At 66.0% G+C, this 26,643-nt stretch carries 21 protein-coding genes and 2 pseudogenes; 11 read left to right on the top strand and 12 right to left on the bottom strand.

All coding sequences use genetic code 11. From position 1 onward, the window contains the following. The first annotated feature begins 259 nt into the window (after positions 1-259). Together VMJ11_RS21485 and VMJ11_RS21480 are read left to right on the top strand one after the other, a co-directional pair. Positions 260-1,369: a DNA topoisomerase IB gene (locus tag VMJ11_RS21485; protein ID WP_325621547.1), complete on the top strand. Its 1,110-nt coding sequence runs from the start codon at positions 260-262 to the stop codon at positions 1,367-1,369. Positions 1,370-1,492: 123 nt separating this feature from the next. Further along, entirely contained in the window at positions 1,493-2,185 is a 693-nt protein-coding gene (locus VMJ11_RS21480) for a glycosyltransferase (RefSeq protein ID WP_325621545.1), read from the top strand. Here VMJ11_RS21480 and VMJ11_RS21475 read toward each other — a convergent pair. From VMJ11_RS21475 to VMJ11_RS21460, 4 genes and pseudogenes are all read right to left on the bottom strand, one after another. Next, positions 2,182-2,997 (bottom strand): annotated as a pseudogene (locus VMJ11_RS21475) (xanthine dehydrogenase family protein molybdopterin-binding subunit); the annotation flags it as partial. The gene VMJ11_RS21480 and the pseudogene VMJ11_RS21475 overlap by 4 nt on opposite strands. Positions 2,998-3,059: 62 nt before the next feature. Continuing rightward, positions 3,060-3,206 (bottom strand): annotated as a pseudogene (locus VMJ11_RS34525) (hypothetical protein); the annotation flags it as partial. A gap of 62 nt (positions 3,207-3,268) precedes the next feature. Continuing rightward, on the bottom strand, positions 3,269-4,306 hold the full coding sequence (locus VMJ11_RS21465; RefSeq protein ID WP_325621543.1) for a xanthine dehydrogenase family protein subunit M: 1,038 nt from the start codon (positions 4,304-4,306) through the stop codon (positions 3,269-3,271). Continuing rightward, a complete protein-coding gene (locus tag VMJ11_RS21460; RefSeq protein ID WP_325621541.1) occupies positions 4,303-4,800 on the bottom strand; it encodes a (2Fe-2S)-binding protein in 498 nt (165 codons plus the stop codon). Before VMJ11_RS21460 ends, VMJ11_RS21465 begins: the two co-directional genes overlap by 4 nt. 391 nt (positions 4,801-5,191) lie before the next feature. On the opposite strand from VMJ11_RS21460, the gene VMJ11_RS21455 reads away from it, so the two are divergent. Next, positions 5,192-5,869, top strand: coding sequence for a PIG-L deacetylase family protein (locus VMJ11_RS21455; protein ID WP_325621539.1), 678 nt, complete (start codon positions 5,192-5,194; stop codon positions 5,867-5,869). Positions 5,870-6,044: 175 nt separating this feature from the next. Here the strand turns inward: VMJ11_RS21455 and VMJ11_RS21450 are convergent, their stop codons facing one another. From VMJ11_RS21450 to VMJ11_RS21440, 3 genes are read right to left on the bottom strand one after another with little or no spacing between them, the layout of a single operon-like run. Continuing rightward, on the bottom strand, positions 6,045-6,665 hold the full coding sequence (locus VMJ11_RS21450) for an SAM-dependent methyltransferase (protein ID WP_325621537.1): 621 nt from the start codon (positions 6,663-6,665) through the stop codon (positions 6,045-6,047). A gap of 14 nt (positions 6,666-6,679) precedes the next feature. Further along, positions 6,680-7,759 (bottom strand): acyl-CoA dehydrogenase family protein, encoded by a 1,080-nt coding sequence (locus VMJ11_RS21445; RefSeq protein ID WP_325621535.1) that lies wholly within the window; start codon positions 7,757-7,759, stop codon positions 6,680-6,682. Continuing rightward, positions 7,759-9,309 carry an FAD-dependent oxidoreductase gene (locus VMJ11_RS21440; RefSeq protein ID WP_325621533.1) on the bottom strand — a complete coding sequence of 517 codons (1,551 nt, stop codon included), beginning with the start codon at positions 9,307-9,309 and terminating at the stop codon, positions 7,759-7,761. The genes VMJ11_RS21445 and VMJ11_RS21440 overlap by 1 nt, the downstream gene beginning before the upstream one ends. Before the next feature lie 125 nt (positions 9,310-9,434). On the opposite strand from VMJ11_RS21440, the gene katE reads away from it, so the two are divergent. Next, positions 9,435-11,573, top strand: coding sequence for a catalase HPII (katE, locus tag VMJ11_RS21435; protein ID WP_414694443.1), 2,139 nt, complete (start codon positions 9,435-9,437; stop codon positions 11,571-11,573). Between the two features lie 145 nt (positions 11,574-11,718). On the opposite strand, the gene VMJ11_RS21430 is transcribed toward katE, so the two are convergent. Further along, a complete protein-coding gene (locus VMJ11_RS21430; protein ID WP_325621528.1) occupies positions 11,719-12,123 on the bottom strand; it encodes a hypothetical protein in 405 nt (134 codons plus the stop codon). 240 nt (positions 12,124-12,363) lie between these two features. After that, the gene (locus tag VMJ11_RS21425; RefSeq protein ID WP_325621526.1) at positions 12,364-12,882 is read right to left on the bottom strand and encodes a hypothetical protein; all 519 of its coding nucleotides are present in this window, start codon (positions 12,880-12,882) and stop codon (positions 12,364-12,366) included. Positions 12,883-13,182: 300 nt separating this feature from the next. Here VMJ11_RS21425 and VMJ11_RS21420 point away from each other — a divergent pair, with 300 nt between their 5' ends. Both VMJ11_RS21420 and VMJ11_RS21415 read left to right on the top strand, forming a co-directional pair. Beyond that, positions 13,183-13,656, top strand: a complete 474-nt coding sequence (locus VMJ11_RS21420) for a hypothetical protein (RefSeq protein ID WP_325621524.1) — start codon at positions 13,183-13,185, stop codon at positions 13,654-13,656. Continuing rightward, positions 13,653-14,174, top strand: a complete 522-nt coding sequence (locus VMJ11_RS21415) for a hypothetical protein (RefSeq protein WP_325621523.1) — start codon at positions 13,653-13,655, stop codon at positions 14,172-14,174. Before VMJ11_RS21420 ends, VMJ11_RS21415 begins: the two co-directional genes overlap by 4 nt. Here the strand turns inward: VMJ11_RS21415 and VMJ11_RS21410 are convergent. Further along, entirely contained in the window at positions 14,152-15,036 is an 885-nt protein-coding gene (locus VMJ11_RS21410) for an amidohydrolase family protein (RefSeq protein WP_325621521.1), read from the bottom strand. The genes VMJ11_RS21415 and VMJ11_RS21410 overlap by 23 nt on opposite strands. Positions 15,037-15,075: 39 nt before the next feature. Further along, complete coding sequence (locus tag VMJ11_RS21405; RefSeq protein ID WP_325621519.1) at positions 15,076-15,573, bottom strand: MarR family transcriptional regulator; 498 nt, start codon at positions 15,571-15,573, stop codon at positions 15,076-15,078. 141 nt (positions 15,574-15,714) lie between these two features. On the opposite strand from VMJ11_RS21405, the gene VMJ11_RS21400 reads away from it, so the two are divergent. The 5 genes from VMJ11_RS21400 (at position 15,715) to mhpT (ending at position 23,141) form a co-directional block, all read left to right on the top strand. Next, positions 15,715-16,542: a p-hydroxycinnamoyl CoA hydratase/lyase gene (locus VMJ11_RS21400; protein ID WP_325621517.1), complete on the top strand. Its 828-nt coding sequence runs from the start codon at positions 15,715-15,717 to the stop codon at positions 16,540-16,542. A gap of 39 nt (positions 16,543-16,581) precedes the next feature. Continuing rightward, complete coding sequence (locus VMJ11_RS21395) at positions 16,582-18,033, top strand: aldehyde dehydrogenase (protein ID WP_325621515.1); 1,452 nt, start codon at positions 16,582-16,584, stop codon at positions 18,031-18,033. A 105-nt stretch (positions 18,034-18,138) separates the two neighbouring features. After that, the gene (locus VMJ11_RS21390) at positions 18,139-20,037 is read left to right on the top strand and encodes a feruloyl-CoA synthase (RefSeq protein ID WP_325621513.1); all 1,899 of its coding nucleotides are present in this window, start codon (positions 18,139-18,141) and stop codon (positions 20,035-20,037) included. Beyond that, a complete protein-coding gene (locus VMJ11_RS21385) occupies positions 20,034-21,842 on the top strand; it encodes an acyl-CoA dehydrogenase family protein (RefSeq protein WP_325621511.1) in 1,809 nt (602 codons plus the stop codon). The genes VMJ11_RS21390 and VMJ11_RS21385 overlap by 4 nt, the downstream gene beginning before the upstream one ends. 72 nt (positions 21,843-21,914) lie before the next feature. Further along, the gene (mhpT, locus tag VMJ11_RS21380; RefSeq protein ID WP_325621509.1) at positions 21,915-23,141 is read left to right on the top strand and encodes a 3-(3-hydroxy-phenyl)propionate transporter MhpT; all 1,227 of its coding nucleotides are present in this window, start codon (positions 21,915-21,917) and stop codon (positions 23,139-23,141) included. Positions 23,142-23,268: 127 nt separating this feature from the next. Here mhpT and VMJ11_RS21375 read toward each other — a convergent pair whose 3' ends face one another. Further along, positions 23,269-26,538: an efflux RND transporter permease subunit gene (locus tag VMJ11_RS21375; RefSeq protein ID WP_325621507.1), complete on the bottom strand. Its 3,270-nt coding sequence runs from the start codon at positions 26,536-26,538 to the stop codon at positions 23,269-23,271. Between the last annotated feature and the right edge of the window lie 105 nt (positions 26,539-26,643).

Below are 26,643 nucleotides of genomic sequence, written 5' to 3'. Positions count from 1 at the left end.
GCGCAATTTGTATTCCGCATGCCCGCTCCGCGCTTGGCGTCCTCCCGGTGGCGGGCTCTTCCGTTTCAGCTACACCCTGTAAAACTGCGGCGTTTCTGTTCAAAGCTCCTTTGATTGCCGGCTTCCGGGCGGTGGAGGCACGCGCGTTGCTGTCGCCTTCGCAGGCATCGCAATCAACTGGCAGAGGCACCCCGTGGCAAGAACCCAACGGAGCACTGAAAAAGCCGCCGGGACTGGCACAGGCGGGAGCGCGCTCGCAGTGCAGGGCGCCAACGCCCGACTTTGTCCGGAAGACCTCCCTGCCGGCCTGCGCTATGTCGACGACTCGCATAGCGGCTATACGCGCAAGTGGACGGGCAGGGCATTCGTCTATTTCGACCGCCAGGGCAAGCGGATCGAGCAGGCAGCCGAGATTCGCCGCATCGACGCGCTCGCCATTCCGCCCGCCTATACCGATGTCTGGATCTGCCCGGACCCGCGTGGCCATCTGCAGGCGACGGGCCGCGACTCACGCGGGCGCAAGCAGTATCGCTACCACCCGCGCTGGCGCGAAACGCGCGACGCGAACAAGTACGAGCGCATGCTGGCCTTCGGCGCGGCGCTGCCGAAGCTGCGCGGCCGCGTGGCGCGCGATCTCGCGCTCGACGGCATGCCCCGAAACAAGGTGCTCGCCACGGTGGTGCGCTTGCTCGACCTGACGCTGATCCGGGTCGGTGGCGAGGAGTACGCGCGGGAAAACCGCACGTATGGCTTGACGACGCTGCGCAAGCGGCATCTCGAAGTTTCGCCGGGCACGCTGCGCTTGCGGTTTCGCGGCAAGAGCGGGATAGCGCACGATGTCGAAGTCAGCGATGCACGCGTGGCGCGCATCGTCAAGCGCTGCATGGATCTGCCGGGACAGGATCTTTTCCAGTATCTCGATGCCGACGGCTCATGCCATTCGGTCAGCTCGTCGGATATCAACGAGTATTTGCGCGAGATCACCGGCGCCGATTTCACGGCGAAGGACTATCGCACGTGGGCGGGCAGCGTGTTCGCCCTGGCGGCATTGAGAGCGCTCGACTGGGAGACGGTGACGCAAGCCCACAAGCACGTCGTCGCGACGATCAAGGAGGTCTCGCAACTATTGCGCAACACGCCGGCGGTTTGCCGCAAGTGCTATGTGCACCCGGCAGTGATCGAGGCCTTCGAAGCCGGTGAACTCGCACAAGCGCTTCCCGTTTCGCGCCGACGCGGCCTCAAGGCCGACGAGGCCGCGCTCGCGGTTTTTCTCGAGAAGGACGCGACGCGCCGCGCGCGCGAAGCGGCGTGCAAGAAGCGCGAGGGCGATGCCCGGCTGATCGGGCTGCTCGCGCAATCGCACGCTTGACCTGTGCTCGGACTAACGGGCACTGGAGTTGCGCTTACGCCCGCATGCGGCTCTACACGGCCGCCTGGTGGCCATTGCCTCTCATTCCCTCCCATTACCTTCTACGCAGATCGAGGACCTCGCATGATTGGTGTCGTCATTCCCGCGCACAACGAAGAATTGCTGCTTGCGTCATGCCTCGTCGCCGCCGTGCAGGCTGCGCGACACCCCGCACTCGGCCGCGAGACGGTGCGCGTGCTCGTGGTGCTCGACGCCTGCACGGACGGCTCGGCGGCCATTGCGCAACGCGCGGGCGTGGACACTTTGACCATCGATGCCTGCAACGTGGGCGTCGCGCGTGCAACGGGGGCGCGGCACATGATCAACGAGGGCTCGCGCTGGCTTGCGTTTTCCGATGCCGATAGCCGGGTCGCGCCCGACTGGCTGGCCGCGCAACTGGCGCTCGGCGTCGATGCCGTATGCGGACCGGTGATGGTGGACGACTGGAGCCACCACCCCGCCCGCACGCGCGAAGCGTGGCAGCGGCGCTATCGCGACGCCGACGGCCATCGCCACGTGCATGGCGCAAACCTCGGTGTTTCCGCGCAGGCGTACCGACGCGCGGGGGGCTTTGCGCCGCTCGCCTGCGGCGAGGACGTCGCCCTCGTCGAAATGCTCGGCGCGACGGGAGCGGTGATCGCATGGAGCGCCGCCCCGCGCGTCTTCACGAGCGCGCGTTTGGACGCGCGCGTGCGCGGCGGCTTCGGCGACACGCTCTCCGCGTGGGCGCGCGGCGAAGCCGGAGACGAAGCCGCGCATGCGCTCGCCGCGCCCTAGAGCAGCTTGTCGAGCGTGATGGGCAGCTCGCGCACGCGCCGGCCGGTGGCGTGGTACACCGCATTCGCTATCGCGGCGGCCACGCCCACCACGCCGATCTCGCCCACGCCCTTGGCACCGAGCGGATTCACCACGTCGTCATGCTCGTCGACGAACAGCACGTCGATGTCGCCGACGTCGCGATTGACCGGCACGTGATACTCGGCGAGGTTGTGATTCATGATGCGCCCGAGCGTGTGATCGAATTGCGCGTGCTCGTGCAGCGCCATGCCGATGCCCCAGACCACACCGCCCGAAATCTGGTTCGCCGCCGTTTTCGGTTTGACGATGCGGCCCGCCGCAATCGTGCTTACCACGCGCGCCACGCGAACCTGGCCGAGCGTCTCCTCCACGCGGACCTCCGCGAACACGGCCGAATGCGTCGCCATCGAATAGCGCTTCTGCGCGTCTTCGGGCTTGAGCGTGACCACCTCTTCCAGCGTTTGCATGCCCGCGTGCGTGAGCAGGTCGGCAATGCGCACGCGCGCGGCGTTGCCGCACAGGCGCACTTCGCCGTCCTCGACCGAGAGCGATTCAATCATTGCAGAGGCATCCAGATTGGCGAACGCGACGCCGCCATGCGCGCCCAGCAATTGCGCGAGCCGCGAGCGCAGCCGCGTGCATGCGAGCGAAGCGGCGCTGCCCACCGAGGAAACCGTCCACGAACCGCCCTGGATCGGCGCGGGCGGCAGCGCCGTATCGCCAGGCGCGAACTGCACGTCCTCGATGCGCATGCGCAGCGCGTCGGCGGCGATCTGCGAAATGGCGGTGTACGCTCGGTGCGGTTCTCGTGCGTGAGGACCAGCAGTACGCCGGGCAACGCCTGCGCGGCGCTGGCGTCGATGGCCACGATCTCCCCGCGTGCGATCGCGGCGTTGACGAGCGCGCCGTGCACGAGCCCGGCGGCGTCGAATTCGGCGGCGTAACGCGCGCTGCCGGTGACCTTGCTGCGGCCGTCCACGCGAGACAGCGGCGTGCCCATGCGCGCGTCGAGCGGCGCGCCGGATGAGGGCTCGCCGGCGCGGCGAGGGTCGAAGGCGGTGTTCATGCTGAGTCCTCCCCGCGGGCTTGTGCGGATAACGGCCGCGATTCGTGCGCACGTGCCAGCTCGAACGCGCGCACGATCGCGTGGCGCGCGAGATCGACCTTGAAGCCGTTGCCGGGGCGCGGGTCGGCCTGCGCGAGCATGGCGTCGGCGTAGCGTGCTATGGCGCGCGTATCGTCGGCGGCGCGGCCGATGAGCAGCGCCTCCGCTTCGCGGTCCCGCCACGGCCTGTGAGCGACTCCGCCCAGCGCGCACGCCAGGGTGTGCATCACGCCATCCTCGATCCGCAAGCCCAGCGCGACCGGCACGAGCGCGAACGCGAACGCATACGACTGGCGATCGCGCAGCTTCAGATACGTGAAATGCCGCGCGTAGCCTTCGTGCGGCAGTTCGACCGCGGTAATGAGCTCCTCGTCGGCGAGCGTCGTCTCGCGGTGCGGCGTGTGGCCCGGCAGGCGGTGCAGCGCGTCGAACGGCAGCGCGCGCATGCCGCGCCGGCCCGCCACATGCAGCGTGGCGTCGAGCGCTTCGAGCGCCACGCACATATCGGACGGATGCGTGGCGATGCAACGCGCGCTCGCGCCGAGAATCGCATGCATGCGGTTCACGCCGTCGAGCGCGCCGCAGCCGCTGCCGGGCGCGCGTTTGTTGCAGCACGTGGCGGTGTCGCAGAAGTACAGACAGCGCGTGCGCTGCAGCAGATTGCCGCCCACGGTGGCGGCATTGCGGATCTGCGCGGACGCGCCGGCGAGGATTGCCTCGGCGAGCAACGGATAGCGCTCGCTCACGCGCGCGTCCCAGGCGAGCGCGCTATTGGTCACGAGCGCGCCGATGCGCAGGCCGCCCTCGGGCGTGGCCTCGATGTCGCGCAGCGGCAAGCGCGTGATGTCGATGATCGCGGTGGGACGCATGACGTTCTCGCGCATCAGATCGACGAGATTCGTGCCGCTGGCGAGGAATTCGGCGTCGGGCGTGGCATGGTGCAGACGCACGGCGTCGGCTACGCTTTGCGCGCGCGCATAGGAGAAGCGGTTCATGGTTCGTCTCCTTCTCCCTGATCCGCCTTTTGCGCGCAGCGCACGGCGTCCACGGCATTCGCGATGTTGACGTAGGCGCCGCAGCGGCACAGATTGCCGCTCATCTGTTCGCGGACGTCGTCGCGGCAATGCGCGTGGCCCTCCGCGAGCAGCCACGCCGCCGAACAGATCTGGCCTGGCGTGTAATAGCCGCACTGAAACGCGTCGTGATCGATGAAGGCTTGCTGCAGCGCGTGCAGTGCTTCGGCTGGTGTCTGGTCAGCAAGGCCTTCGATGGTCGTGATTTGCGCGCCGTCGTATGCCACGGCCAGCGCGAGGCACGCATTGATGCGCGTACCGTTCACCCGCACCGTGCATGCGCCGCACTGGCCGTGATCACAGCCTTTCCTGGTGCCGGTGAGCAGGAGCTGTTCGCGCAGCAGGTCGAGCAGGCTGGTCCACGGCTCGATGCGCAGCGCGTGGCGCGCACCGTTGATCGTGAGTTCGACCGACACGGCTTCGGGAGATGAACGGGGTTCGATGGCGCGCGCGCCGGTCTTGCGTCGCGCGGGTGCGAGTGACTGTGTGCATGGCGGCCTCATTGCGTGGCAAGGATCGATGAATCGGGAACGACGCGTGCGTTACGGGCGGCCCCTCGCGGCGCTCGCGTTTCGCGGCGTTCAGCGCGGTAGTGCGCAATGATCTTGCCTGCCATGGCGAGTCGCGAGCGAGCGCGCGCGATGCGGAACGTCGCTTGCGCGACGTCAGAACGGCGCGCGCCACTGCCGCGTCGGCTTGCTCGCACGGCGCGAAGGCCGCGTCCGCCGCGTCCGCACGAAAGCACTACATCAAGAGGCCAAGCCCGCGATGCGCATCGAAACTGAAAGCGCCCCAAGGCGCAGTACCGTGTCGCCGCTCTTCGTGATCTCTCCCCATCTCGACGACGCGGTATTCAGTTGCGCCGCGCTGCTCGCCGCGTATCCCGGCGCGCTTGTGTGCACCGTATTTGCGGGTACGCCTGCCAATGCGCGGAGTACGTCATGGGATCGCGCGGCCGGCTACGGCGACTCGACGCAGGCCATGCGCGGCCGCTGGCGCGAAGACGATCGAGCCCTCGAATGGTGCGGTGCCCAGCCGCTGCGGCTCGATTTTCTCGACGGGCAATACGGCCCGCTGCCCGACGTCGCCGCGCTCACCGAAGCGCTCGCCGCGCAATTCGCACGGGTGCGTGGCGCGACGCTCGTCGTGCCACTCGGTGTGCATCATCCCGACCATGTGCGCGTGGGCGACGCATGGGTTGCGCTACTGCGCGCGGGCGGCATGGCGTCCTGCATTGTTTATGAGGATGCGATCCATAGAACGGCGCGCGGCGCGGTGGCGAAGCGGCTGGCTGAACTCGATGCGGCCGGGTTGCCTGTGACACCACTTGGCGAGAACTGGCGCGCAGCGCGGTTCGGTGCGCGCGCTCAGGCGCTGCGGCGCCACGGCATTCGCGCCTACGGGAGCCAGTTGCGCGCATTCGGCGCGGACTTTCCCGCCGATCTGGCCAGAGCCGAGCGCTATTGGCGCGTGGCGCGCGCATAGTGCGGGGCATCACCCAGAATGCTTGCCGTGCTCGTACGGTTCCGGCTCGAAGTCCACTCAGCGCACCGCCGGGAATGCTTGCTGAAGCGCATTCTCGCGTTTGAAGCCGAACGGATGCTGCTCGCCGGGTAGGCGGACTCGGCAAATCGGAAGGGGCAATCGCGGGGCTGCGAGCTCAGCGCCCGCGTTCGCGCCGCGCGACGCTCAGTGGATCGGCGCTCCAGACATCGAGCAGAAAGTCGGCATCTTCCGTGTGCACGACGCGATGCAGCGCGGCACGCTGTGCCTGTGATGCAAAGATGTCGTGCACGTCGCCGCTATCGAGCATCCACGCTTCGCCGCCGTGCCGCCAGTGGCAGCACACGAGGGTGCCATCCGCTTCCAGCGTCGATGTGGCGAGCGCCGCAAGCGCCGGGCAACCCGCCTCGCCCACGTAATAGGCGATCTCGCTCACCACAATCAGGTCGAAGCGCCCAATGGGCCACTCGTCGGGTATGGCAAGACGCTCCACACGCACATGCTCGAACGCCGCGAGCCGCAGGCGCGCGATCTGCACGGCGCGCGGCGCGAAGTCGGCGCACAGCAATGCCTCGCAGCGAGGCGCGAGCGCGGCGGAGAGCTCGCCCGTCGCGCAGCCCGGTTCGAAGGCACGTCGGTAACGGTCGCGCGGCAGCGCAGCGAGCGTCAGCGCGCGCTTGCGCGCCTCGTACCAGCTCGTGCGGTAGCGCCACGGGTCGGCGTCTCGTGCGAATTGGGCGTCGAAGTAGCCGGCGAAGGACGAGGGCGTGCTTTCCATGGCGTCAACGCAGATCAGAGCGACCAGTCTTCGGCGGCAGCAGCGATCTGCTTCGCGAGCGCCGCGAGATCGTGCTCGGCGTGGCTTTGGCGCACGAATACGGGTAGATCGGCCGCCATGCGCGCGAACCAGCGGTCGCGGCACAACGGCCCCGCGCCAAGCGAGCGTGCGCACGCGCGCAACGTGACCTCCACCGCGCTTTCCGTGGCGGCGCGCACGCGTAGCGCGAGCGGCATCGCGTCGGCCAGCGGTGAGGCGTCCAGCGTGTGCGCCGTTTCGCGCAGCAACGCGCGCGCAGCGCAGAGCGCGGTGTCCGCCGCGCCGAGGTGGGCTTCCAGATGCGGGTCGTCGCGCCGCTGCGCCGCTTGGCGTAATCGCACCGCGAGCGCGGCCGCGGCGCCATACCAGCACGCGGCAATGCCCGCGCCGCCATGCCAGAAGCCGCGCCGGCGCAGGTAAGCGCCGCTTTGGCCGATGAGCGTCGCACGCGCATCGAGCACGTCGACCTCCACGCTCTGCGTGGCCGCCATGCCGACGGCTTCCCAGCCGCGCGCCGTCACGGTCACGCCGGGCTGGTCGATGGCAAGCGCTGCCAGCCAGTCGTGCCCATCGCCGTCGACACAGGTCACGAGCGCATGCGTGACGAATGCCGCGCCCGAGCACCACGGCTTGACGCCCGAAAGCGATACCTGATCCCCGTGCCGCGAGGCGAAGCACAGCTCGCTTCGGGGGGGACGCGCTGCCCATACGCCCCAGATTTCGGGCTGCGCGCATCCGGCAGCCGACGCGCGCGGCGTGTCGAGTTCGGCATGAATCGCGAGTGCGTCGGCATGCGCCTCGTAGATCTTCGCGAGCGAGAGGTCATGGCCTGCCAGCCCTGAGAGAAACTGCCAGCGCGCGAGCGTGCGGCCGCTCCCGGGTTGCGGCAGCGACGGACAGTCCGCGACGAGCTGGCGTGCCGCGTCGCCTAGCGTCTGCGCATCGAGCGGCAGCGCGAAACCCCGGAGCAGCGCCGGAAAATCGGGCGCGCCGCGCTCCGCGCCGCGGGTCAGCGTGCGTACGCAAAGGGGCGCGTGTTGTTCCTGCTGTTCCATCAGAGCCCCAGGATGGCGCGCGCCGAATCGGTGGAAAGCGGTTCGCGCATGCGCTCGCTCAACAGCGCCATTTCGTGCTCGCAGCCACAGGCGAGTACGGCGCGCAGGCGGCCGAGACGGGAGTAAAGGACAACGAATCGATCGTCTCCCGGCCGCCCGGATATGGCCAGGTCGTCCCAGTGTTCGACGTGACCCAGATAGTCGCAGCGCTTGTCGTAATGCTCGGTCCAGAAAAACGGCACGCCGTCGTAGCGCGTGTCCTCGCCCAGCATGTTGAGCGCGGCAATGCGAGCCTGCTGTTGCGCGACCCGCCAATGTTCGATGCGGATTTTCTGGGGCGTGGCTCCCGTGCCGTTCAGGGGGAAACGGGCGATGTCGCCCACGGCATAGACGCCTCGGCCCGCGCGCATCGCGGCGTCCACCGTCACACCGCCGTCCTCGTCGAGAGGGATGCCGCTCACGAAGTGAGTCGCAGGACGCACGCCGATACCGGCAATCACGGCCTTCGCGGGGAGCGTGGCACCGTCGTCGAGGGCGACGGCTTCGACTTCGCGCGACCCTTCGAAACGCAAAGCCTTCGCGTGCCGGAATACGACGCCGTTCGCCTCGTGCCATTCGCGGAAGAGGGCACCCACGCGCGCGCCTAGTGGGCGCTGCAGCGGGAGTCCGTCGGGCGCGGCGATCGTCACCTCGACGCCGCGCTTGCGCAGGGCCGAGGCCGTTTCCAGGCCGATGAAACTGTCGCCCAGAATCACGGCGTGCTCGCCGGGCGAGAGCGCATGCAGGATGGCCGCGGCGTCGTCCACACTGCGCAGCGTGAAGACATGACCGAGGCCTGCGCCGGGCACATCGGGCCGCCGGGCCACTGAGCCGCTTGCGATCAGCACCGTGTCGAACGCAAACTCGCGACCGTCGGCGAGCGTCACCCGTTTCGTCGGGACATCGAAGCGCTTGACTTCGGTGTGGTCGATCCGCAGGCGCGGGTCGCGTGCCACGCCTTCGGGCAGGATGGGCGGGACGTCGCTCGGCGCCATCTCGCCCGCGGGTACGAACTTGCTGAGGCAGGTGCGGTCGTAGGGCGCTTGCGATTCGGCGGCAAACATCGTCACCTCGCCATCGAAATCGCCTTCGAGCAGCGTGGCGGCTGCGGCGGCGCCCGCCGCTCCGCCGCCCACGATGGCAAGACGCCGCGCTGAACCGGCATTCGCGCGGGTGACGTGCGGCTTGTGCAGACGTTTCGGCTCCAGTTCGACGAACACGCCGTTATTTTCGACCCGCACGGGGTACGAGAGCAGGCCCTCCAGCGCGGGCGGTTCGAGCCAGCGGCCATCGTCGATGGCGAAAGCCGCCTTGTGCCAGGGGCAAACGATGCGACCCTCGCATAGCGCGCCCTGATCGAACGGCGCGCCCGCATGCGGGCAATCGCCGGTGAATGCGCGAATGCGCCCACTGCTATGCACGATGAGGATCGGCACGCCTTCGATCTCGACGCGGCGCATGCCGTCTGCCGGCAATGCCGCGCTCTCCATCGCCTTGATCCATGCAGCCATTACGTGCTCCTGTCGGTCGTTCCGACAGGAGGCGCGCAAACGGCGTGCCGCAAAGCGCGAGGAATAGCGAAAAGCGCCAAAAAAAGCCGCGCCGTGTCGGCACATCGCTTGCGCGGCAATGGGAGATCGTCCCCAGCACCCGAAGGCGTACCCCAAAGGAGCAACCCATGCCACACCGCAATCGCACCAACGGCAAGCATCCCGGTGCCGACGCAAAGTCGCAAAGCCTCGAATCGCTTCGCGCGCATGCGCAGGACGAAGCGCTGCGCACCAATCAGGGCGTCAAGATCGCCGACAACCAGAACACCCTGCGCGCGGGCGCGCGCGGTCCGTCGTTGCTGGAAGATTTCATCATGCGTGAAAAAATCACGCACTTCGATCATGAACGGATTCCGGAACGTATCGTGCATGCGCGCGGCTCGGCCGCGCACGGCGTGTTTCGGGTGTATGAGTCGCAGTCCGAACTGACGCGTGCCGCGTTTTTGCAGGACCCCGCGAAGGAAACGCCCGTGTACGTACGCTTTTCCACGGTGCAGGGACCACGCGGCTCGTCGGACACCGTGCGCGACGTGCGCGGCTTCGCGACGAAGTTCTACACGGACGAGGGCAATTTCGATCTGGTCGGCAACAACATGCCGGTGTTCTTCATCCAGGACGCGATCAAGTTTCCCGACTTCGTGCATGCCGTGAAGCCCGAGGCACCCGACGAAATGCCCACCGGCGGCACGGCGCACGACACGTTCTGGGACTTCGTCTCGCTCGTGCCGGAAAGCGCGCACATGGTCGTCTGGGCCATGTCCGACCGCGCAATTCCGCGCAGCCTGCGCATGATGGAAGGGTTCGGCGTGCATACGTTCCGCTTCGTCAATGCCAGCGGAAAGGCACGCTTCATCAAGTGGCACTGGCGGCCCGTGCTGGGCTCGTACTCGCTCATCTGGGACGAAGCGCAGAAGATCGCGGGCAAGGACCCCGATTTCCACCGGCGCGATCTGTGGGAGGCGATCGAGCGCGGCGACTATCCCGAGTTCGAACTCGGCGTGCAGGTCATCGAGGAGCGCGACGAGCATGCGTTTGGCTTCGACCTGCTCGATCCGACCAAGCTGGTACCAGAAGAACTCGTGCCGGTGCAGATCATCGGCAAGATGACGCTCAACCGCAACCCCGACAACTTCTTCGCGGAAACGGAGCAGGTAGCGTTTCATCCGGGGCATGTCGTGCCGGGCATCGACTTCACGAACGACCCCTTGCTCCAGGGGCGTTTGTTCTCCTATATCGACACGCAGATCAGCCGGCTCGGCGGCCCGAACTTCCACGAGATTCCGATCAACCGTCCCGTTTGCCCTTTCCACAACAACCAGCGCGACGCCATGCACAGGCAGACCATCAACGTGGGCCGGGCTTCGTACGAGCCCAACTCAGTGAGCGGCGGCTGGCCGAAGGAGACGGCGCCGAAAGACGGCGGCTTCGAGAGCTACCAGGAGCGCATGGACGGCGTGAAGATTCGCGTGCGCAGCGAATCGTTCGCCGACCACTTCTCTCAGGCGAAGCTCTTTTACGGCAGCATGTCCGAACCGGAAAAGGAGCACATTCAGGCCGCCTACGCATTCGAGCTGGGCAAGGTCACGAAGCCGGAAATACGCGAGCGCACGGTCAATGAAATTCTCGCGAACATCGACGCCGGCCTCGCCGCGAACGTGGCGCAGGCGCTCGGCCTGCCAAAGCCGAAGCCGGGCAGGAAGCCAGGCAAGCCCGAACCGGCGAACTCGCCCGCGCTGAGCCTGCTCAATCGTGGGCAGCCCGGCATCAAGACGCGGAAAATCGCCTTGCTCACCGCGCCCGGCGCAGACGCCGATCTGCTCAAACAACTGCGCGACGCCTTCGCGAAAGAGGGCGCCACAGCGCTCGTCATCGCGCCTACGCTTGAACCGATTGGCGAGATTGCACCTGATGCCACCATCGCGGGCATGCCTTCGGTCATGTTCGATGCGGTGTTCGTGCCAGGCGGCGAAAAGGCGACGGAGGCACTCACGCAATCGGGCGACGCGCGTCACTTCGTGCTCGAAGCATTCAAGCATCTGAAGGCGGTCGGCGCGATCGATACGGGCCGGCTATTGCTGGCCGCCGCGCAGCTTCCCGAACAGGCAGCGGGCGTGGCGACCGGCGACGCCGGCGATCTCAAGCGCGTACTCAAGGCGTTCATCGAAACGGCGGGGCAGCATCGCGTGTGGTCGCGTGCGGCGCAGGCACGAGCAGTGGCCGCCTGAAGACGCGGCGTAGTGTGGGGCCGCACGAGCGGCCTCATCAGAGAGGAAGGAACGAGCGAGGCGCGGGGCACGGCGCACCCACGCGCAATCGCGCTTCTGGCGCTACGCAAGAGCGCTTCTGGGCGAGGCGCTGCCGTTCACCTCTTCACTGATCGCAAGTCACCTCGCTCTTGGGCGCGACGATAATCACCGGGTAGGTTCCGCGATCGAGTTCCACGCGCACGACCACGGTAGTCGTGGTGGGGTCGCTATCGTCGTAGACGCTGACCTTCTCGTCCTTCAGCAGCGTCACTCCCGTGCAATTGGAGGCATGGTTTCCATCATCGGAAATTTTGCATTGAATTTCGTTTTCGCTGAGGTAGCGATACCTGTCCCTTTCGGGCGTGGCCAGATATTCGCGTACGCTTTGCATTGAGCCCGCAATACCTGTGACGTAGCCGATAGCGCACTCGCGCTGTGCGTTCGAATCGCCAGCCGATGTCTGGGCTATCGCGAGGGTGGGAACCAGGGCGATGGCGGCGAAAAGAGGCGAGATGATGACGCGCTTCATGATTCTGTTTTTGTCACGGAATTGAGTTGCGCGATTTTAGCGCTATCTGGCGCACAGCGTCTTCGCAGCCCCGCAACCGTGGAGCCGCGCATGCCTGCCTTTCAGTGCGATGGCGATGTCAGGAACTTAGGCGAATGGGCTTATCGGTTGTAAGCTGTCCATAGCGGCCGCCAAGCCCTATGAAGCTCGGGCCGGCCCTCGATCATTGAACGCAAGGTTGGGTAACATGCGCACTTTCGTTCAGAAGCCGCAGGCACGCCACGAGACTGCGACTACGCCCACGCAATCGTCGATACTGGGTCGGCCGAATTCCGCGCGCAGGACCAGGGCAAGCTCGAGCCCCTTCGTGCGCGATGAGGTACTGCCCAACGGCCGTGTGCGGTTGGCAAACGACTCACGCTGAACTACCCATTGCCGAAATTGAGCGAAGCCGCGAAAGCCGATGTCGAGGCGCGTGCGCAAGAGTTCGCTGCGTTGCCGCCCGATCAGCGCTCGACGATCGATGAGGAGGCGGACCGGCGCTTCTGGCCTCTGGCTAGCCGTTTCGCTGGTCGCGATCGGGCTGGACGGTGCGGCGCTCGTGAAGGCATTGAAAGTCGCGGCGCCGGCGGCCAAGGTATTCAGCGAAACCGGCAGCGCGGCAAAGTTCGAGGAGACGCTAGCGAAGGCCACTGAGCTTTCCGAGGGCGTGCGCAACGCGCTCAACAAGCAGGCGAAGGCTGAGGAGGCGTTTACCAGGGCGGCGGAAGACCTCAGCAACTACGTGCGCGTGAAGCTGTACTCGGGCCTCGACCCCATCTACCTGGACAAGGTGAGAAAAGCGGCGTACTACGCGGCCGAGGAGAAAATTCGTGACTTCCAGGTCTTCCTCGCAAAGCTCAAGCAGCAAAAGTTCGCCAAGGCCATCAACTTCGACAATCTGACTGCTGCCGAACTCGAGCAACTCGAGGCGGCGTTCAACACTGGCGTCAAGAACTTCGAGTCGGCCGTGCCTCCCTTCGCGGTCGAAGTTCCGTTCGCGTCCGGCAGTAAAGAGGCGACGTTCGGACCGGGGGTGAATTGCTGCTCGAGGGCGAGCAGCTCTCGTCAGAAGGCGCCAGGCACGCCGAAGTTTTCAAGCAACTCGGGCTATCGCACGCGTACGCGGGGCACGGCGCTGGACGCGACGTGCTCGCGATCGCCAACGAGGCGCTCCAGAACGCTGCCAAGCCCGGCGGCGCGGGCATGTCGAGCATTTTCGCCACCGACGAGGCGATGTTGCGCAGCCTCACGGCAGCACAGGCCGAGGTCGCGGCCGGCAAGGGTATCGAGAGCGGCGCGAAGACACTCATCGACATTCCGGCAACGCCGAACACTGGCCGTGTATTCATCGCCAAGTCTAAAATGCCTGCGGGCGTCACGCCGCTCAACGAAACGCCCCTCACAGCCCTGCCGGACGTCGCCGAAGTCCCCGCCACGCACGTGAGAGCGTTGTTCACCAAGACGGACAAGGGATTCGAGATCTTCGACATTTTCCCGGGATTCAGCCCATGAACCTTCGACTGGCCTACCAGGGGCCGTCAGCGCCCGCGACTCCGGTTGCCGACCCCGACGGCGCGGTCTACTCGCTGGCGGCCGCGGGCGCTAGCGCGGCCGTGGAGTTCGGAGAGCGCTACCGCCTGCCCCTCGACGGAACAACGGGACTTGCCGAGCTATACCAGCAAGTCGAGCGGCTGCTCGCCGTGCTGCGCACTGGCAAGCCGGCGCCGGGCGACGACCGGCTGCGCGCCGATTTGCCCGACGTCCCCGCGACCGCGATCATGCATTCATGGCACTTTCCGTCGTATATGGTCGAGATGCCGGTGATCGCGTTCGCCATCGACGGGCCGCTTACGCGTGTCTACACACGCACGCTCTCGGAGGCGCAGGGGCGCCCGCTAGTGGTCGGCGAGAAGCGTGATCTAGCCGATGCGGTTGTTATGCCGACGGCTGCGCTTCTAGACGAGGCCCAGACCTTCATCGACCGGATTGGCCGCGACGCCGCAGCGCTCATTCAGCGGCGCCGAGATTGAGCAGCCGCACCGCGTTCTCCTTGAGAATCAGCGGCCGCACCTCGGGCTTGATGTCGAGCGTGTCGAAATCCGCAAGCCAGCGGTCTGGCCGGATCAGCGGAAAATCCGAAGCGAACAGCACGCGTTCGCGCAGCAGCGTGTTCGCGTACTTCACGAGCTCCGGCGAAAAATATTTGGGCGACCAGCCGGAAAGATCGATATAGACATTGGGCTTGTGCAGCGCGATGGAGAGCGCCTGTTCCTGCCACGGCCACGACGGATGCGCGATCACGATCTTCATGTCGGGAAAGTCGGCGGCCACATCGTCGAGATAGATCGGTTCGGAGTACTTCAGACGCAACCCGCCACCGCCGCGCATGCCCGAGCCCATGCCCGAGTGACCGCTATGAAACACGGCCGGCAAGCCATACTCGGCGATGACTTCGTAGAGCGGCCACGCGAGCCGGTCGTTCGCGAAAAAGCCCTGCATCGTAGGGTGAAACTTGAAGCCGCGCACGCCGTGATCCTCGATCAGCCGTCGCGCCTCGCGCGCGCCCAGCTTGCCCTTGTGCGGATCGATGCTGGCGAACGCGATCATGATGTCGGCGTTCTGTTGCGCGAAGTCCGCGATTTCCTCGTTGGCGATGCGCCGGCGCCCGATGTTCGCCTCGCAATCGACCGTGAACATCACGAAGCCGATCCCGCGCTCGCGATAATGCTCGATCGTTTCCGGAATCGTCGGGCGGCGGCCCTGTTTGAGCACGGTGCCGAAGTACTTGTCGGCGGCTTCGTCGAACTCCTTCGCGAAGAGGTCGGGCGGCTGGCAACACGACACCTCCGCGTGGACATGCGTGTCGATGGCAACGAGCTGGTCGATGTTCATGCGTGTCTCCTGGTATTTTTAATCGCTGGCGCGCGTTCGCTATGCCGCGCGCAGGTTGCGTACGCACGCATGCAGCAGCGCGTGCAGTTGCTGAGCCGTTTCGGTGTCCATATCGTCGAGCATCGCGCCTTCCACGTGGTCGGCCGCGGCGTCGCATTCGCCCAGCAGTGCATTGCCGGCCTCGGTGAGCGAGAGCAGCACCACGCGACGGTTCATTGCGTCGGGCTCGCGCATGACCCAGCCGTTCGCTTCCATCGTCTTCACGACTTCGTTGGCCGCCTGCGGCGTGATGAACGAGCGCTCGGCGATTTGCGCGTTCGACGAACGGCCGCGCGCGCGCAGCACCGAAAGCGCAGTGTATTGGGGCAGCGTGAGGCCGTGGCGCGCGAGCACCTCGGAAAGCCGGCGCGAAACGATGCGGTCGAGCTGGCCGATCAGGTAGCTCAGGCGCATGGGCGGCACGGCATGCAGGTTGCCTTCGGCGGGCTGCCGCGTGGCTCGGGCGCGCGGCGCCGCGGCGGGAGTCTTTGGTGTCATCGCGTTCAAGGGCTGCTTACGGGGGGTTACGGGGGTTTACGGGTTTGTACCGACGAGATCATATTCTACTTTACATATCAGGTAGCCTGATAGTAAATTGATTTCAAGCCGCGAGTGCGGCAGTGTCCACGGAGATAGACGATGAGTTACGAAGGTCGCTGGAAAACGGTCAAGGTCACGGTGGAAGGCGGTATCGCCTGGGTGGCGCTCAATCGCCCCGACAAGCGCAACGCCATGAGCCCCACGCTCAACAAGGAGATGATCGACGTGCTCGAAACCGTCGAGCTCGATCCCGAGGCGCAGGTGCTCGTGCTGACGGGCGAAGGCTCGGCCTGGACGGCCGGCATGGACCTGAAGGAATACTTCCGCGAAGTCGATGCGGGGCCCGATGTGCTGCAAGAGCGCATTCGCCGTGACGCGAGCCGTTGGCAATGGCAGCTGCTGCGCATGTATTCGAAGCCGACCATCGCGATGGTCAACGGCTGGTGCTTCGGCGGCGGCTTCTCGCCGCTCGTGGCGTGCGATCTCGCCATTGCCGCTGACGAAGCCGTGTTCGGCCTCTCCGAGATCAACTGGGGCATTCCGCCGGGCAACCTCGTGAGCAAGGCGATGGCCGATACGGTCGGCCATCGCGAGGCGCTGTACTACATCATGACGGGCGACACGTTCACGGGCCAGCAGGCCGCGAAGATGGGCCTCGTCAACAAGAGCGTGCCGCTCGCGCAGCTGCGCGACGAAACCGTGGCGCTGGCCGCGAAGCTGCTCAACAAGAATCCGGTCGTGCTGCGCAATGCGAAGCATGGTTTCAAGCGCTCGCGCGAACTCACGTGGGAGCAGAACGAGGACTATCTCTACGCGAAGCTCGACCAGGCCAACCATCGCGATCCCGAAGGCGGCCGCGAAAAGGGCCTCAAGCAGTTCCTCGACGAAAAGAGCATCAAGCCGGGTCTGCAGGCCTACAAGCGCTGAGCGGCTGCATCGAACAGAACGAACGGAGGAGACGAAGACATGCATGAAACCGGCCTCTTGATCGGCGGCGCCGCGCGGCCCGCATCGAATGGCAAGACGTTCGACCGCATCAATCCGGCAACGGGCAAGGTGGCCACGCGCGCCGCCGCCGCCACGATGGAAGACGCCGATGCGGCGGTCGCCGCCGCGGCGCGCGCGTTTCCCGCGTGGGCCGCGCTCACGCCCACGGAGCGCCGCAAGCGTCTGCTCGCCGCCGCCGAGCGCATGGATGCCCGCACGCCGGAATTCATCGCCATTGGCGCGGCGGAAACGGGCGCGATGGCGAACTGGTACGGCTTCAACGTGATGCTGGCCGCGAACATGCTGCGCGAGGCCGCGGCGATGACGACGCAAATCGACGGGGCTGTGATTCCGTCGGACGTGCCCGGCAGCCTCGCGATGGCCGTGCGCCAGCCGTGCGGTGTCGTGCTCGGCATGGCGCCCTGGAACGCGCCGGTGATCCTCGCCACGCGTGCGCTCGCCATGCCGCTCGCGTGCGGCAACACGGTGGTGCTGAAGGCATCGGAGGGATGTCCCGGCGTCCATGCGCTGATCGGCGAGGTGCTGAACGAGGCGGGTCTCGGCGAGGGCGTGGTCAACGTGCTCACGCACGCACCCGAGGACGCACCCGCCATCGTCGAACGCCTGATTGCGAATCCGGCCGTCAAGCGCGTGAACTTCACCGGCTCGACGCGCGTGGGCCGCATCGTCGCGGAGCATGCGGCGCGGCATCTGAAGCCCGCGCTGCTCGAACTGGGCGGCAAGGCGCCCGTGCTCGTGCTCGACGACGCCGATCTCGACGCAGCCGTGGAAGGCATCGCGTTCGGCGCATTCTTCAATCAAGGGCAGATCTGCATGTCGACGGAGCGCGTGATCGTCGACCGGAAGATCGCCGATGCATTCGTCGAAAAGCTGGTTGCCAAGGCGCGCACGCTCAAGGCAGGCGACCCTACGCAGCCCGGCTCGGTGCTCGGTACTTTGGAGAGCGAAGCATCGGCTCGGCGCATACGCGCACTCGTGGATGACGCGCGCGAGAAGGGCGCGGGCCTGCCGCTGGGCTGCGAGGTGAACGGCGCCGTCATGCAGCCTGTGATCGTCGATAACGTCACGCGCGAGATGAAGCTCTATGCCGACGAATCGTTCGGCCCGGTAGTGACGGTGCAGCGCGTGGATGGCGACGAAGAAGCGCTGCGCGTGGCGAACGACAGCGAATACGGTCTTTCGGCGGCGGTGTTCAGCCGCGATATCGCGCGGGCGATGAACGTGGCGAAGCGCATCGAATCGGGTATCTGCCATATCAACGGGCCCACGGTGCACGACGAGGCGCAGATGCCGTTCGGCGGCGTAAAGGCGAGCGGCTACGGGCGCTTCGGCAGCAAGGCATCGATTGCCGAGTTCACCGATCTGCGCTGGATCACCGTGCAGACCGGCCCGCGTCACTATCCGATCTAGGTTTCGGGCGGTCTATCCACGCGGCCAGCCGGGCTGTGCCGCGCACGAAGCAAGTCATGCCGCCCGCGTGCATACACGTGAGGCGGCTCAACCAGGAGACAGGTTTTGGAATCGGACCAAAGCCACGCATTTGGCGGCGCGCCCGGATACCGGCGCGTGGCCATTGGTTCCGTCACGCCGCGCATCGAGCAGCGCGGCGAGTGCTGGTATATCGAAGCACGGGAACCACTCGGCGCCTACCCGGAGCGTTTCACGGATCGCCTCGCTAGCGGCGAGCGCGAACACCCCGAGCGGCTGCTGGTCGCACGGCGCCATGCCTCGGGCGCATGGCAGGGCATTAGCTACGCGCAGATGGCCGAACGCGCGCGCGCGATCGGCGAGGCGCTGTTGCAGCGCGGCCTCAGCGAAGAAAGGCCGCTCGTCATTCTTTCGGGCAACGGGCTCGAACACATGCAGATGGCGCTCGGCGCGATGTGGGCGGGCATACCGTATGCGCCGATTTCGCCCGCATATTCGCTGATGTCGGGCGATTACGGCAAATTGCGTCACGCGCTCGACCTGCTTACGCCGGGCCTCGTTTTCGCCGATGACATCGATGCCTACGGCAACGCGCTCAATGCGGTTCTTCCCGCCGATATCGAATGCGTGAGCGCAACGCCTTCCGTCACGCGCAGCGTGACGAGTTTTGCGTCGCTGCTTGATACGCCGCCGCGCGACATCGATGCCGTGCATGCGAAGGTGAGCGGCGACACCATCGCCAAGTTCCTTTTCACCTCCGGCTCCACGCGTTTGCCGAAAGCGGTCCCCACCACCCACCGCATGCTCTGCGCCAACCAGCAGATGCTGCTCGAAACGTTTCCGCAATTCGGCATCGAGCCGCCGGTGCTGGTCGACTGGCTGCCATGGAATCACACGTTCGGCGGCAGCCACAATGTCGGCATCGCGCTCTACAACGGCGGCACGCTGTATATCGACGACGGCAAGCCCGTAGAGGGCAAATTCGACGAAACGTTGCGCAATCTGCGCGAAATCGCGCCGACGATCTACTTCAACGTGCCCAAGGGCTGGGAAGAGCTGACGATCGCGCTGGAAACCGACCCGACGCTTCGTGAGCGCTTCTTTTCCCGCGTGAAGATGTACTTCTTTGCGGGCGCGGGGCTTTCGAAGGCCGCGTGGGAGCGGCTCGAACGCGTGACGCTCGATCATTGCGGTGAGCGCATTCGCATCATGGCGGGTCTTGGCATGACGGAAACGGCGCCGTCGTGTCTGTTCACGACCGGCCCCGTTTCCGGCGCGGGCTACATCGGCTTGCCTGCGCCCGGCTGCCAGACGAAGGTCGTCCCGGTGGACGGCAAGCTCGAAGTGCGTTTTCGCGGCCCGAACGTGATGCGCGGTTACTGGCGTGCGTCGCCGGAGCAGGCGCGCGACGTCTTCGACGACGAGGGCTACTACCGCACGGGCGACGCCGTGCGTTTCGTCGATCCGGCGCGCCCGGAAATCGGGCTGGCGTTCGACGGCCGCATCGCCGAGGACTTCAAGCTCGGCTCGGGCACGTTCGTGAGCGTCGGGCCGATGCGTGCGCGCATCGTCAGCGAAGGCGCGCCGTATGTGCAGGATGCGGTGATCACGGGCATGAATCGCGACGACGTTGGTGCGATGATCTTTCCCCGGCTCGACGCATGCCGCGAACTCGCGGGCGTGGGTGACAGCGCCACTGCACAGCAGGTGTTGAGCGCGCCGCCTGTGCGCGCGTTTTTCGCCGGACTGCTTGCGCGCCTGAACGCGCATGCAACGGGCAGCGCGACCTTTATTGCGCGCGCGCGCCTGCTGGTTCAGCCGCCATCGCTGGACCGTGGTGAGATCACCGATAAAGGCTCGATCAACCAGCGCGCGGTGTTGCAACATCGCGCGGCGCTGGTGGAGGTCATGCACGCGCCAGCCGGTGAAGACCCCGAGGTGATCTACGCGCCAGCGCGCGATCGCCGCAAGGAGACCACGCGATGAGTGCGAACTGGCAAGCGCCATTGCGCGACATGCGCTTCGTGATGGAAGACTGGCTCGACGCCGCATCGTGGTGGCGCGAAGTGCCCGAATGGGCCGATCTCGACGCGCAGATGGCGCAGCAGGTTCTCGAAGAGGCGGCGCGTTTCGTCGCGGAGCGCATCGCGCCGCTGAACGCAAGCGGCGATCTCGAAGGCTGCCGCTTCGAGCAGGGCGAAGTGCGCACGCCCTCGGGCTTTCGTGAAGCCTATGCAGACTACGTCGCGGCAGGCTGGCCGACACTCGCGCTCGGCACGGCGAGCGGCGGCCAGGGCTTGCCGCAGTTGCTCGATGTGGCGTTGCAGGAAATGCTCGCGGGCGCCAATCATGCGTGGCTGATGTCGCCGGGGCTCACGCACGGTGCCACCGTGTGCCTCGAAGCGCACGGCTGCGCACGGACGAAGCGCGAATGGCTGCCGAAGGTCGCGAGCGGCGAATGGCTCACGACCATGTGCCTCACCGAGCCGCAGGCAGGCAGCGATCTCGCACTGTTGCGCGCGCGTGCCTTGCCGGATGCAGATGGCGAGAGCTACCGCATCGACGGTAGCAAGCTTTTCATTACGGGCGGCGCGCACGATCTCACGGAGAACATCGTCCATCTCGTGCTCGCTCGTTTGCCCGACGCACCGGCCGGCACGAAAGGCCTCTCTCTGTTCGTCGTGCCGGCGTGGCTCGATGATGGCAGGCAGGGCCGCTCGCACAATGGCGTGCATTGCGAAGGCATCGAAAAGAAAATGGGCCTGAAGGCGAGCCCGACCTGCACGATGCGTTTCGATGAGGCGCGCGGCTGGCTGGTTGGCGAGCCGCATCGGGGCCTGGCGTGCCTGTTCGTGATGATGAATGCCGCGCGCCTGCAAGTGGCGATGCAGGGCGTCGGGCACGCGCACAGCGCGTGGCAGCGCGCGCACGCCTATGCGCGCGAGCGCGTGCAGATGCGCGCCGTGAGCGCGCCCGCGCATGCGGGCAGCGCACCGGGCGGTGCGGCGCCCATCGCGTTCCATCCGGCGATGCGGCGGATTCTCATGGAGTTGCGCGCGATCGTGGAGGGCGAGCGCGCGATAGGCTACTGGATCGCGCACTGGCTCGATATCGCCTCGCATCATACGGACTCCCAGGCACGCGCGCAGGCACATCGTATCGCTTCGCTGCTCACGCCGGTCGCGAAGGCGTTCTTCACGGCGAATGGCTTTGCGGCAGCTTCGAGCGCGCTGCAGGTGTTCGGCGGCTACGGCTACATTCACGAGTACGGCGTGGAGCAGACGCTGAGGGATAGCCGCGTTTCGATGCTCTATGAAGGCACCAACGAGATCCAGGCGATCGACCTGCTGATCCGCAAGGTGCTCGCCGACGAAGGCGCCGCACTCGGCATGTTGCTCGAGCATGTGTTGGCGGAGGCGCGGTGTTGCGCAGCGGGCGAGGGCGCGGTGCAGGCGGCCGGTGTGCGCCTTCTGGCGCTCGCGCAGGACGTCGAGCGCGTGACGCGCGCCATCGTGCAACGCCACGCCGCCGACCCCGAAACGGCGTATCGCGTCGCCGACGACTACCTCGCACTGATCGGCTGGCTGCTGCTGGCGTTCGCGTGGGCGCGTGCGTCGCGTCTCGCGTGGGCGCCCGAGCGGGAGGGCGATGGCTTCTACGCACAAAAACGCGAAACCGCGCGTTTTTTCTTCGACTATCCGCTGGCGGCTTTCGGCCATCGCCTCGCGCTGGTCGAAGCGGGCTGCGCGGCGCCATTGCCGCATCTGGCGGAAGTGGACTTCGTGCATTAGCGCCGGCGCAGCCCGAGCGGCGACAACGACCACTACGACAATTAAGACTACGAAGAAAACAAGGAGACAACGATGGAGACATCGACAACGCCGCTGGCCGCGCACCGCGTGACTGGCGCGGCGTGGGTGCTGGGTTTGTGTTTTGCCGTCGCCATGCTGGAGGGCGTCGATCTTCAATCGACAGGCGTGGCTGCACCGCGCATGGCGCGCGAATTCGGGCTTTCCATGAGCCAGATGGGCCTGGCCTTCAGCGCAGGCATGTTCGGGCTCCTGCCGGGCGCGATGATCGGTGGGCGGCTCGCGGACCGCATGGGCCGCAAGCGCGTGCTGTTGCTTTCGATGGTCGCGTTCGGCGCTTTCTCATTGCTTACCGCGCACGTCTCTTCGTTCGCCATGCTGCTGGTCGCCCGGTTGTGCACGGGACTCGGCCTGGGCGGCGCGATGCCCAACCTCATTGCGCTCTCGGCCGAAGCGGTCGCGCCGCGGCTGCGCAACACGGCGGTCAGTGTCATGTATTGCGGCATGCCGCTCGGCGGCGCGCTGGCCGCGATGATCGGCGTGCTCAGCACGGGCGACGCCGCGTGGCGGCACATCTTCTACGTGGGCGGAATCGCACCGCTGCTGGTCGCGCCGCTCGTCCTCGCGTGGCTGCCCGAATCGGCGGCTTATGCCGCGCAAGCCACGCGTGCGAACGCCGAGGACGGGCCTCCGCCCACGCTAGCTGTCCTCTTTGGCGAAGGCCGCGGCGCGCGAACATTGCAAATCTGGTTGAGCTTTTTCTGCACACTGATCGTGCTGTATTTCCTGCTCAACTGGTTGCCTTCGCTGATCGTGAGCCGCGGCCTCACGCGTACGCAGGCGGGCATCACGCAGATCGTGTTCAACGTGGGCAGCGTTGTCGGCGTGCTCGCCGTGGGCACGCTCACGGACCGCTGGAAGCCGCGGCGCGTGGTGGCCGCGATCTATGCCGCTATCGTGATTGCGCTCTTCATGCTTGCGGGAGTACGTGAGCTCAAGTGGATCTCCATTGCGGTCCTGCTTGCAGGCATGGGCGTGGTCGGTGCGCAATCCATGCTGTATGCGCTCGCGGCAACGAGCTATCCAACGCGTATGCGCGGCACCGGTGTGGGCGCCGCCGTGGCGGTGGGGCGCATCGGCTCGATCGTGGGGCCGCTCGTGGCCGGGCAACTGCTCGCCGGCGGCGCGAGCGCGACGACCGTGATTGGGGCGAGCGTGCCCGTTGCGGCGGTCGCCGCATTGACCGCGTGGCTCGCACAGCGTCCCGCCAACGTGGCTTGAGCGCATGTGCGAAGTCCGGGCAGAGGTGATCGAAACGAATCGGGGAGTTCACGGTTGCGATTCTTTTCGGCCTTTGCCCGGCGCCTTGTGTCGACAGGTGCCGGCACGCGTCGCATGCCGGCGGTCGTCAAGCCTCAACCGGCGTATCCGCTGTATCGGTTTTATCGGCTGTATCGGTGGTATCAGCCGTGACGGCGTGACGCAGCTTGCGCGTGACTTCATCGAGCTTGTCACCAAGCAGGCGACGCACCGTCACATAGAACACCGGAATCAGCAGGAGGCCGAAGAACGTGGCAAACAGCATGCCGCCGATCACGCCCGTGCCGATCTCATGGCGCGACGCGGCACCTGCCCCGCTGGAGATCACGAGCGGCACCACGCCGATGATGAACGCCAGCGACGTCATCAGAATGGGCCTGAATCGCTGCTTCGCCGCACTCATGACCGCCTCGTAAAGCGTCATGCCCTTGGCCTGCCCGTCCACGGCGAACTCGACGATCAGAATCGCGTTCTTGGCCGCGAGCCCGATCACCGTGACCATGCCGATCTTGAAGTAGATGTCGTTGGGCACCTTGAACAGATGGCAGAACGCCGACATGCCCAGCAGACCCAGCGGTACGGTCAACAGCACCGCAACAGGGATCGACCAGCTCTCGTAAAGCGCCGCCAGGCAGAGGAACACCACCACGATCGACAACGCCATCAACGCCATCGCCGAATTCCCCGCGAGGATTTCCTGGTAGGACTGGCCGGTCCAGTCGGACGCAAAGCCGGCGGGCAGTGACTTGCCGACGATGTTGTCGAGGATCTGCATGGCCTGGCCGGTGGAGTATCCGGGCGCCGGCGTGCCCACGATCTCGACGGCCGAATAGCCGTTGTAGCGCGGCAGCGCCTGCGGGCCGACATCCCACTTCGCCTTCACGACACTCGAGAGCGGCACCATGTTGTACGGGCTGATGGCGCCATTGCTCGCCGACGGATTGACGGGGCTCAGCGCGCCGCCTGTCGAGCTTGCCGTGGCACCCGTGCTACCCGTGCCGCTCGGGGTGTAGATGTGCCCCAGGGCGTCGAGGCCCATGCGGAACGGCCCATCGGCCTGGAGGAACACGCGCTTCACACGCCCGCCGTAGGTGAATTCGTTCACGTAGACGGGCGCGAGATCCATCTGGATACTGTTATAGACATCGGGCAGCGACAAGCCCATCGATTGCGCCTGAACGCGGTCCACGGCCAGTTCGAGCTGGGGGGCTTCCGGCAGCGAGTTCGGGCGAATGCCGAATAGCTTCGGGTTGTGGTTTGCCTCCTGAAGCAACTTGTTTTCCGCCTGCGTGAGCTCGGCGCGCGATTGGCCATTGCGTGCCTGCAGATACATGTCGACGCCGGCGAACTGGCTCAGTCCTCGAATCGTCGGCAGGTTGGTCACGAAGATCCGTGCGCTGTCAACGCCGTGCAGGATCTTGTTGGCCTGCGGGATCAACTGCATCGCGCTTTGCGAGCGTTTGCTCCAGTCGGTGAGCTTGATGAACGCCATCGCGACGTTTTCGCTCTGACCGACGAAGCTGAACCCTTCTACCGCGAAGACGCTGTCGATGTCTTTGCCGATCGGGCTCTTCTTGAGCTTGTCGCCGACTTCGTCCATGACCTGCTGCGTGCGCGTGAGCGTCGCGCCGGAGGGCAGGTTGACGATCGCCAGGATGACGCCCTGGTCCTCGTCGGGGACGAATGCCGTCGGCAGGTGTGTGTAAAGCACGCCGGCGAGTGCGCAGAGCGTGACGAACAGGATCATCCAGCGCGGCGTGCGCCGGACCATGCGCGCGACGCCGCCCACGTACCAGTTGCCGAACCGGTCGAACCCGCGGTTGAACCACTGAAAGGCGATGTTCTGGCTCGCATGATGCGAAGGCTTGAGGATCGACGCGCAAAGCGAGGGCGTGAAGGACAACGCAAGGAACGCCGAGAACAGCATCGATACGGCGATCGTCAGCGCGAACTGCGAATAGATGATGCCGGTGGCCCCCGGCTGCATCGCGGACGGCACGAACACGGCAGCCAACACGAGCGTGATCGCGACGATCGCCCCGGAGATCTGGCTCATTGCCTTGCGCGTAGCGGCCTTGGGACTCAGACCTTCCTCGCGCATGAGACGCTCGACGTTCTCGATCACGACAATGGCATCGTCCACGACAATGCCGATGGCGAGCACCATCCCGAACAGGTTGAGCTGGTTCAGGGAGAAGTGCATGAGCGACAGGCCGATGAACGTGCCGAGCAGCGCGACCGGAATGACGAGCGTCGGGATGATGGTGGCCCGCACGTTCTGCAGAAACAGCAGCATCACGAAGAACACGACGATGACCGCCTCGACGAGCGTATGCACGACGTCGATGATCGAGGCCGTGATGAACGGCGTCGTATCGTAGGGCACGGTCCACGTCACGCCGTCGGGGAAGTCGCGAGCCAGTGTGGCCATTTCGGCCTTGATGGCTTTGGCCACCTCGAGCGCATTTGCACCCGGCAGCAGATAGACGCCGAGGCCGCCCGCGGCTTTGCCGTTGTAGGCGGCGGAGGTGCCGTAGCTTTGCGCCCCGAAACTGACACGCGCGACATCGCTCAGGCGAACCACGCTGCCATCGGTGTTCGTGCGCAAAATGATGTCGCGAAACTGCTTGAGCGAAGAAAACAGCTTGTCGCCCGACACCGTCGCCTTGAACACCTGGCCGTTCACGGCCGGGTCCGCACCTAGCGACCCCGTTGCGAACTCGGCGTTTTGAGCCTGCACCGCGCTCATCACCTGCGAAGTCGAAAGACCGTAGCCCTGCAGCTTGTCGGGATTGAGCCAGATCCGCAAAGCGTATTCGGAGCCCAGCATGAACGTATTGCCCACACCGTTGATTCGGCCAACGACGGGTTGGATCTGCGAGGCGATGATGTCGCTCAGGCGCCCCGCATCGACGGTGGGGTTGCTGGAATTCAAGCCGACGAACATGAGAATGTCCGGGCTCGATTTCGCCACGACGACGCCTTCCTGCGTCACCTCGGGCGGCAGCAGCGGCTGCGCGAGCGCCACCTTGTTCTGGACCTGTACTTGCGCGATGTCCGCGTTGGTGCCGGGTGCGAAGGTCAGCGTGATGATCGCGGTGCCGTTCGCATTGGAGGTCGAGCTGAAGTAGAGCAGGTTGTCGATGCCGGTCAACTGCTGCTCGATCACCTGCGTGACCGTCGATTCCATCGTCGAGGAGCTGGCTCCCGGATAGGTCGCGGTCACCGTGACCTGGGGCGGGGCGATGTCCGGGTAGGAATCCACCCCGAGGTGCTGCAGCGAGATCGCGCCGAACAGGCAGATGAGAATCGGGACGACCCAGGCAAAGACGGGCCGGTCAATGAAAAAACGTGGCATGTGCGGCCCCTTACGATTTACTGCCCAGACGACGATCGCCCGATGCGGCTGCCGGGCTCGCCTGCGATAGCCTCGTGTCTTTGTCGGCGCCTTGCCACGGCGTGG

Origin of the sequence: Paraburkholderia sp., assembly GCF_035501035.1 — a bacterium.
Lineage (GTDB): Bacteria > Pseudomonadota > Gammaproteobacteria > Burkholderiales > Burkholderiaceae > Paraburkholderia.
This window is presented reverse-complemented; position numbering and strand designations above follow the sequence as displayed.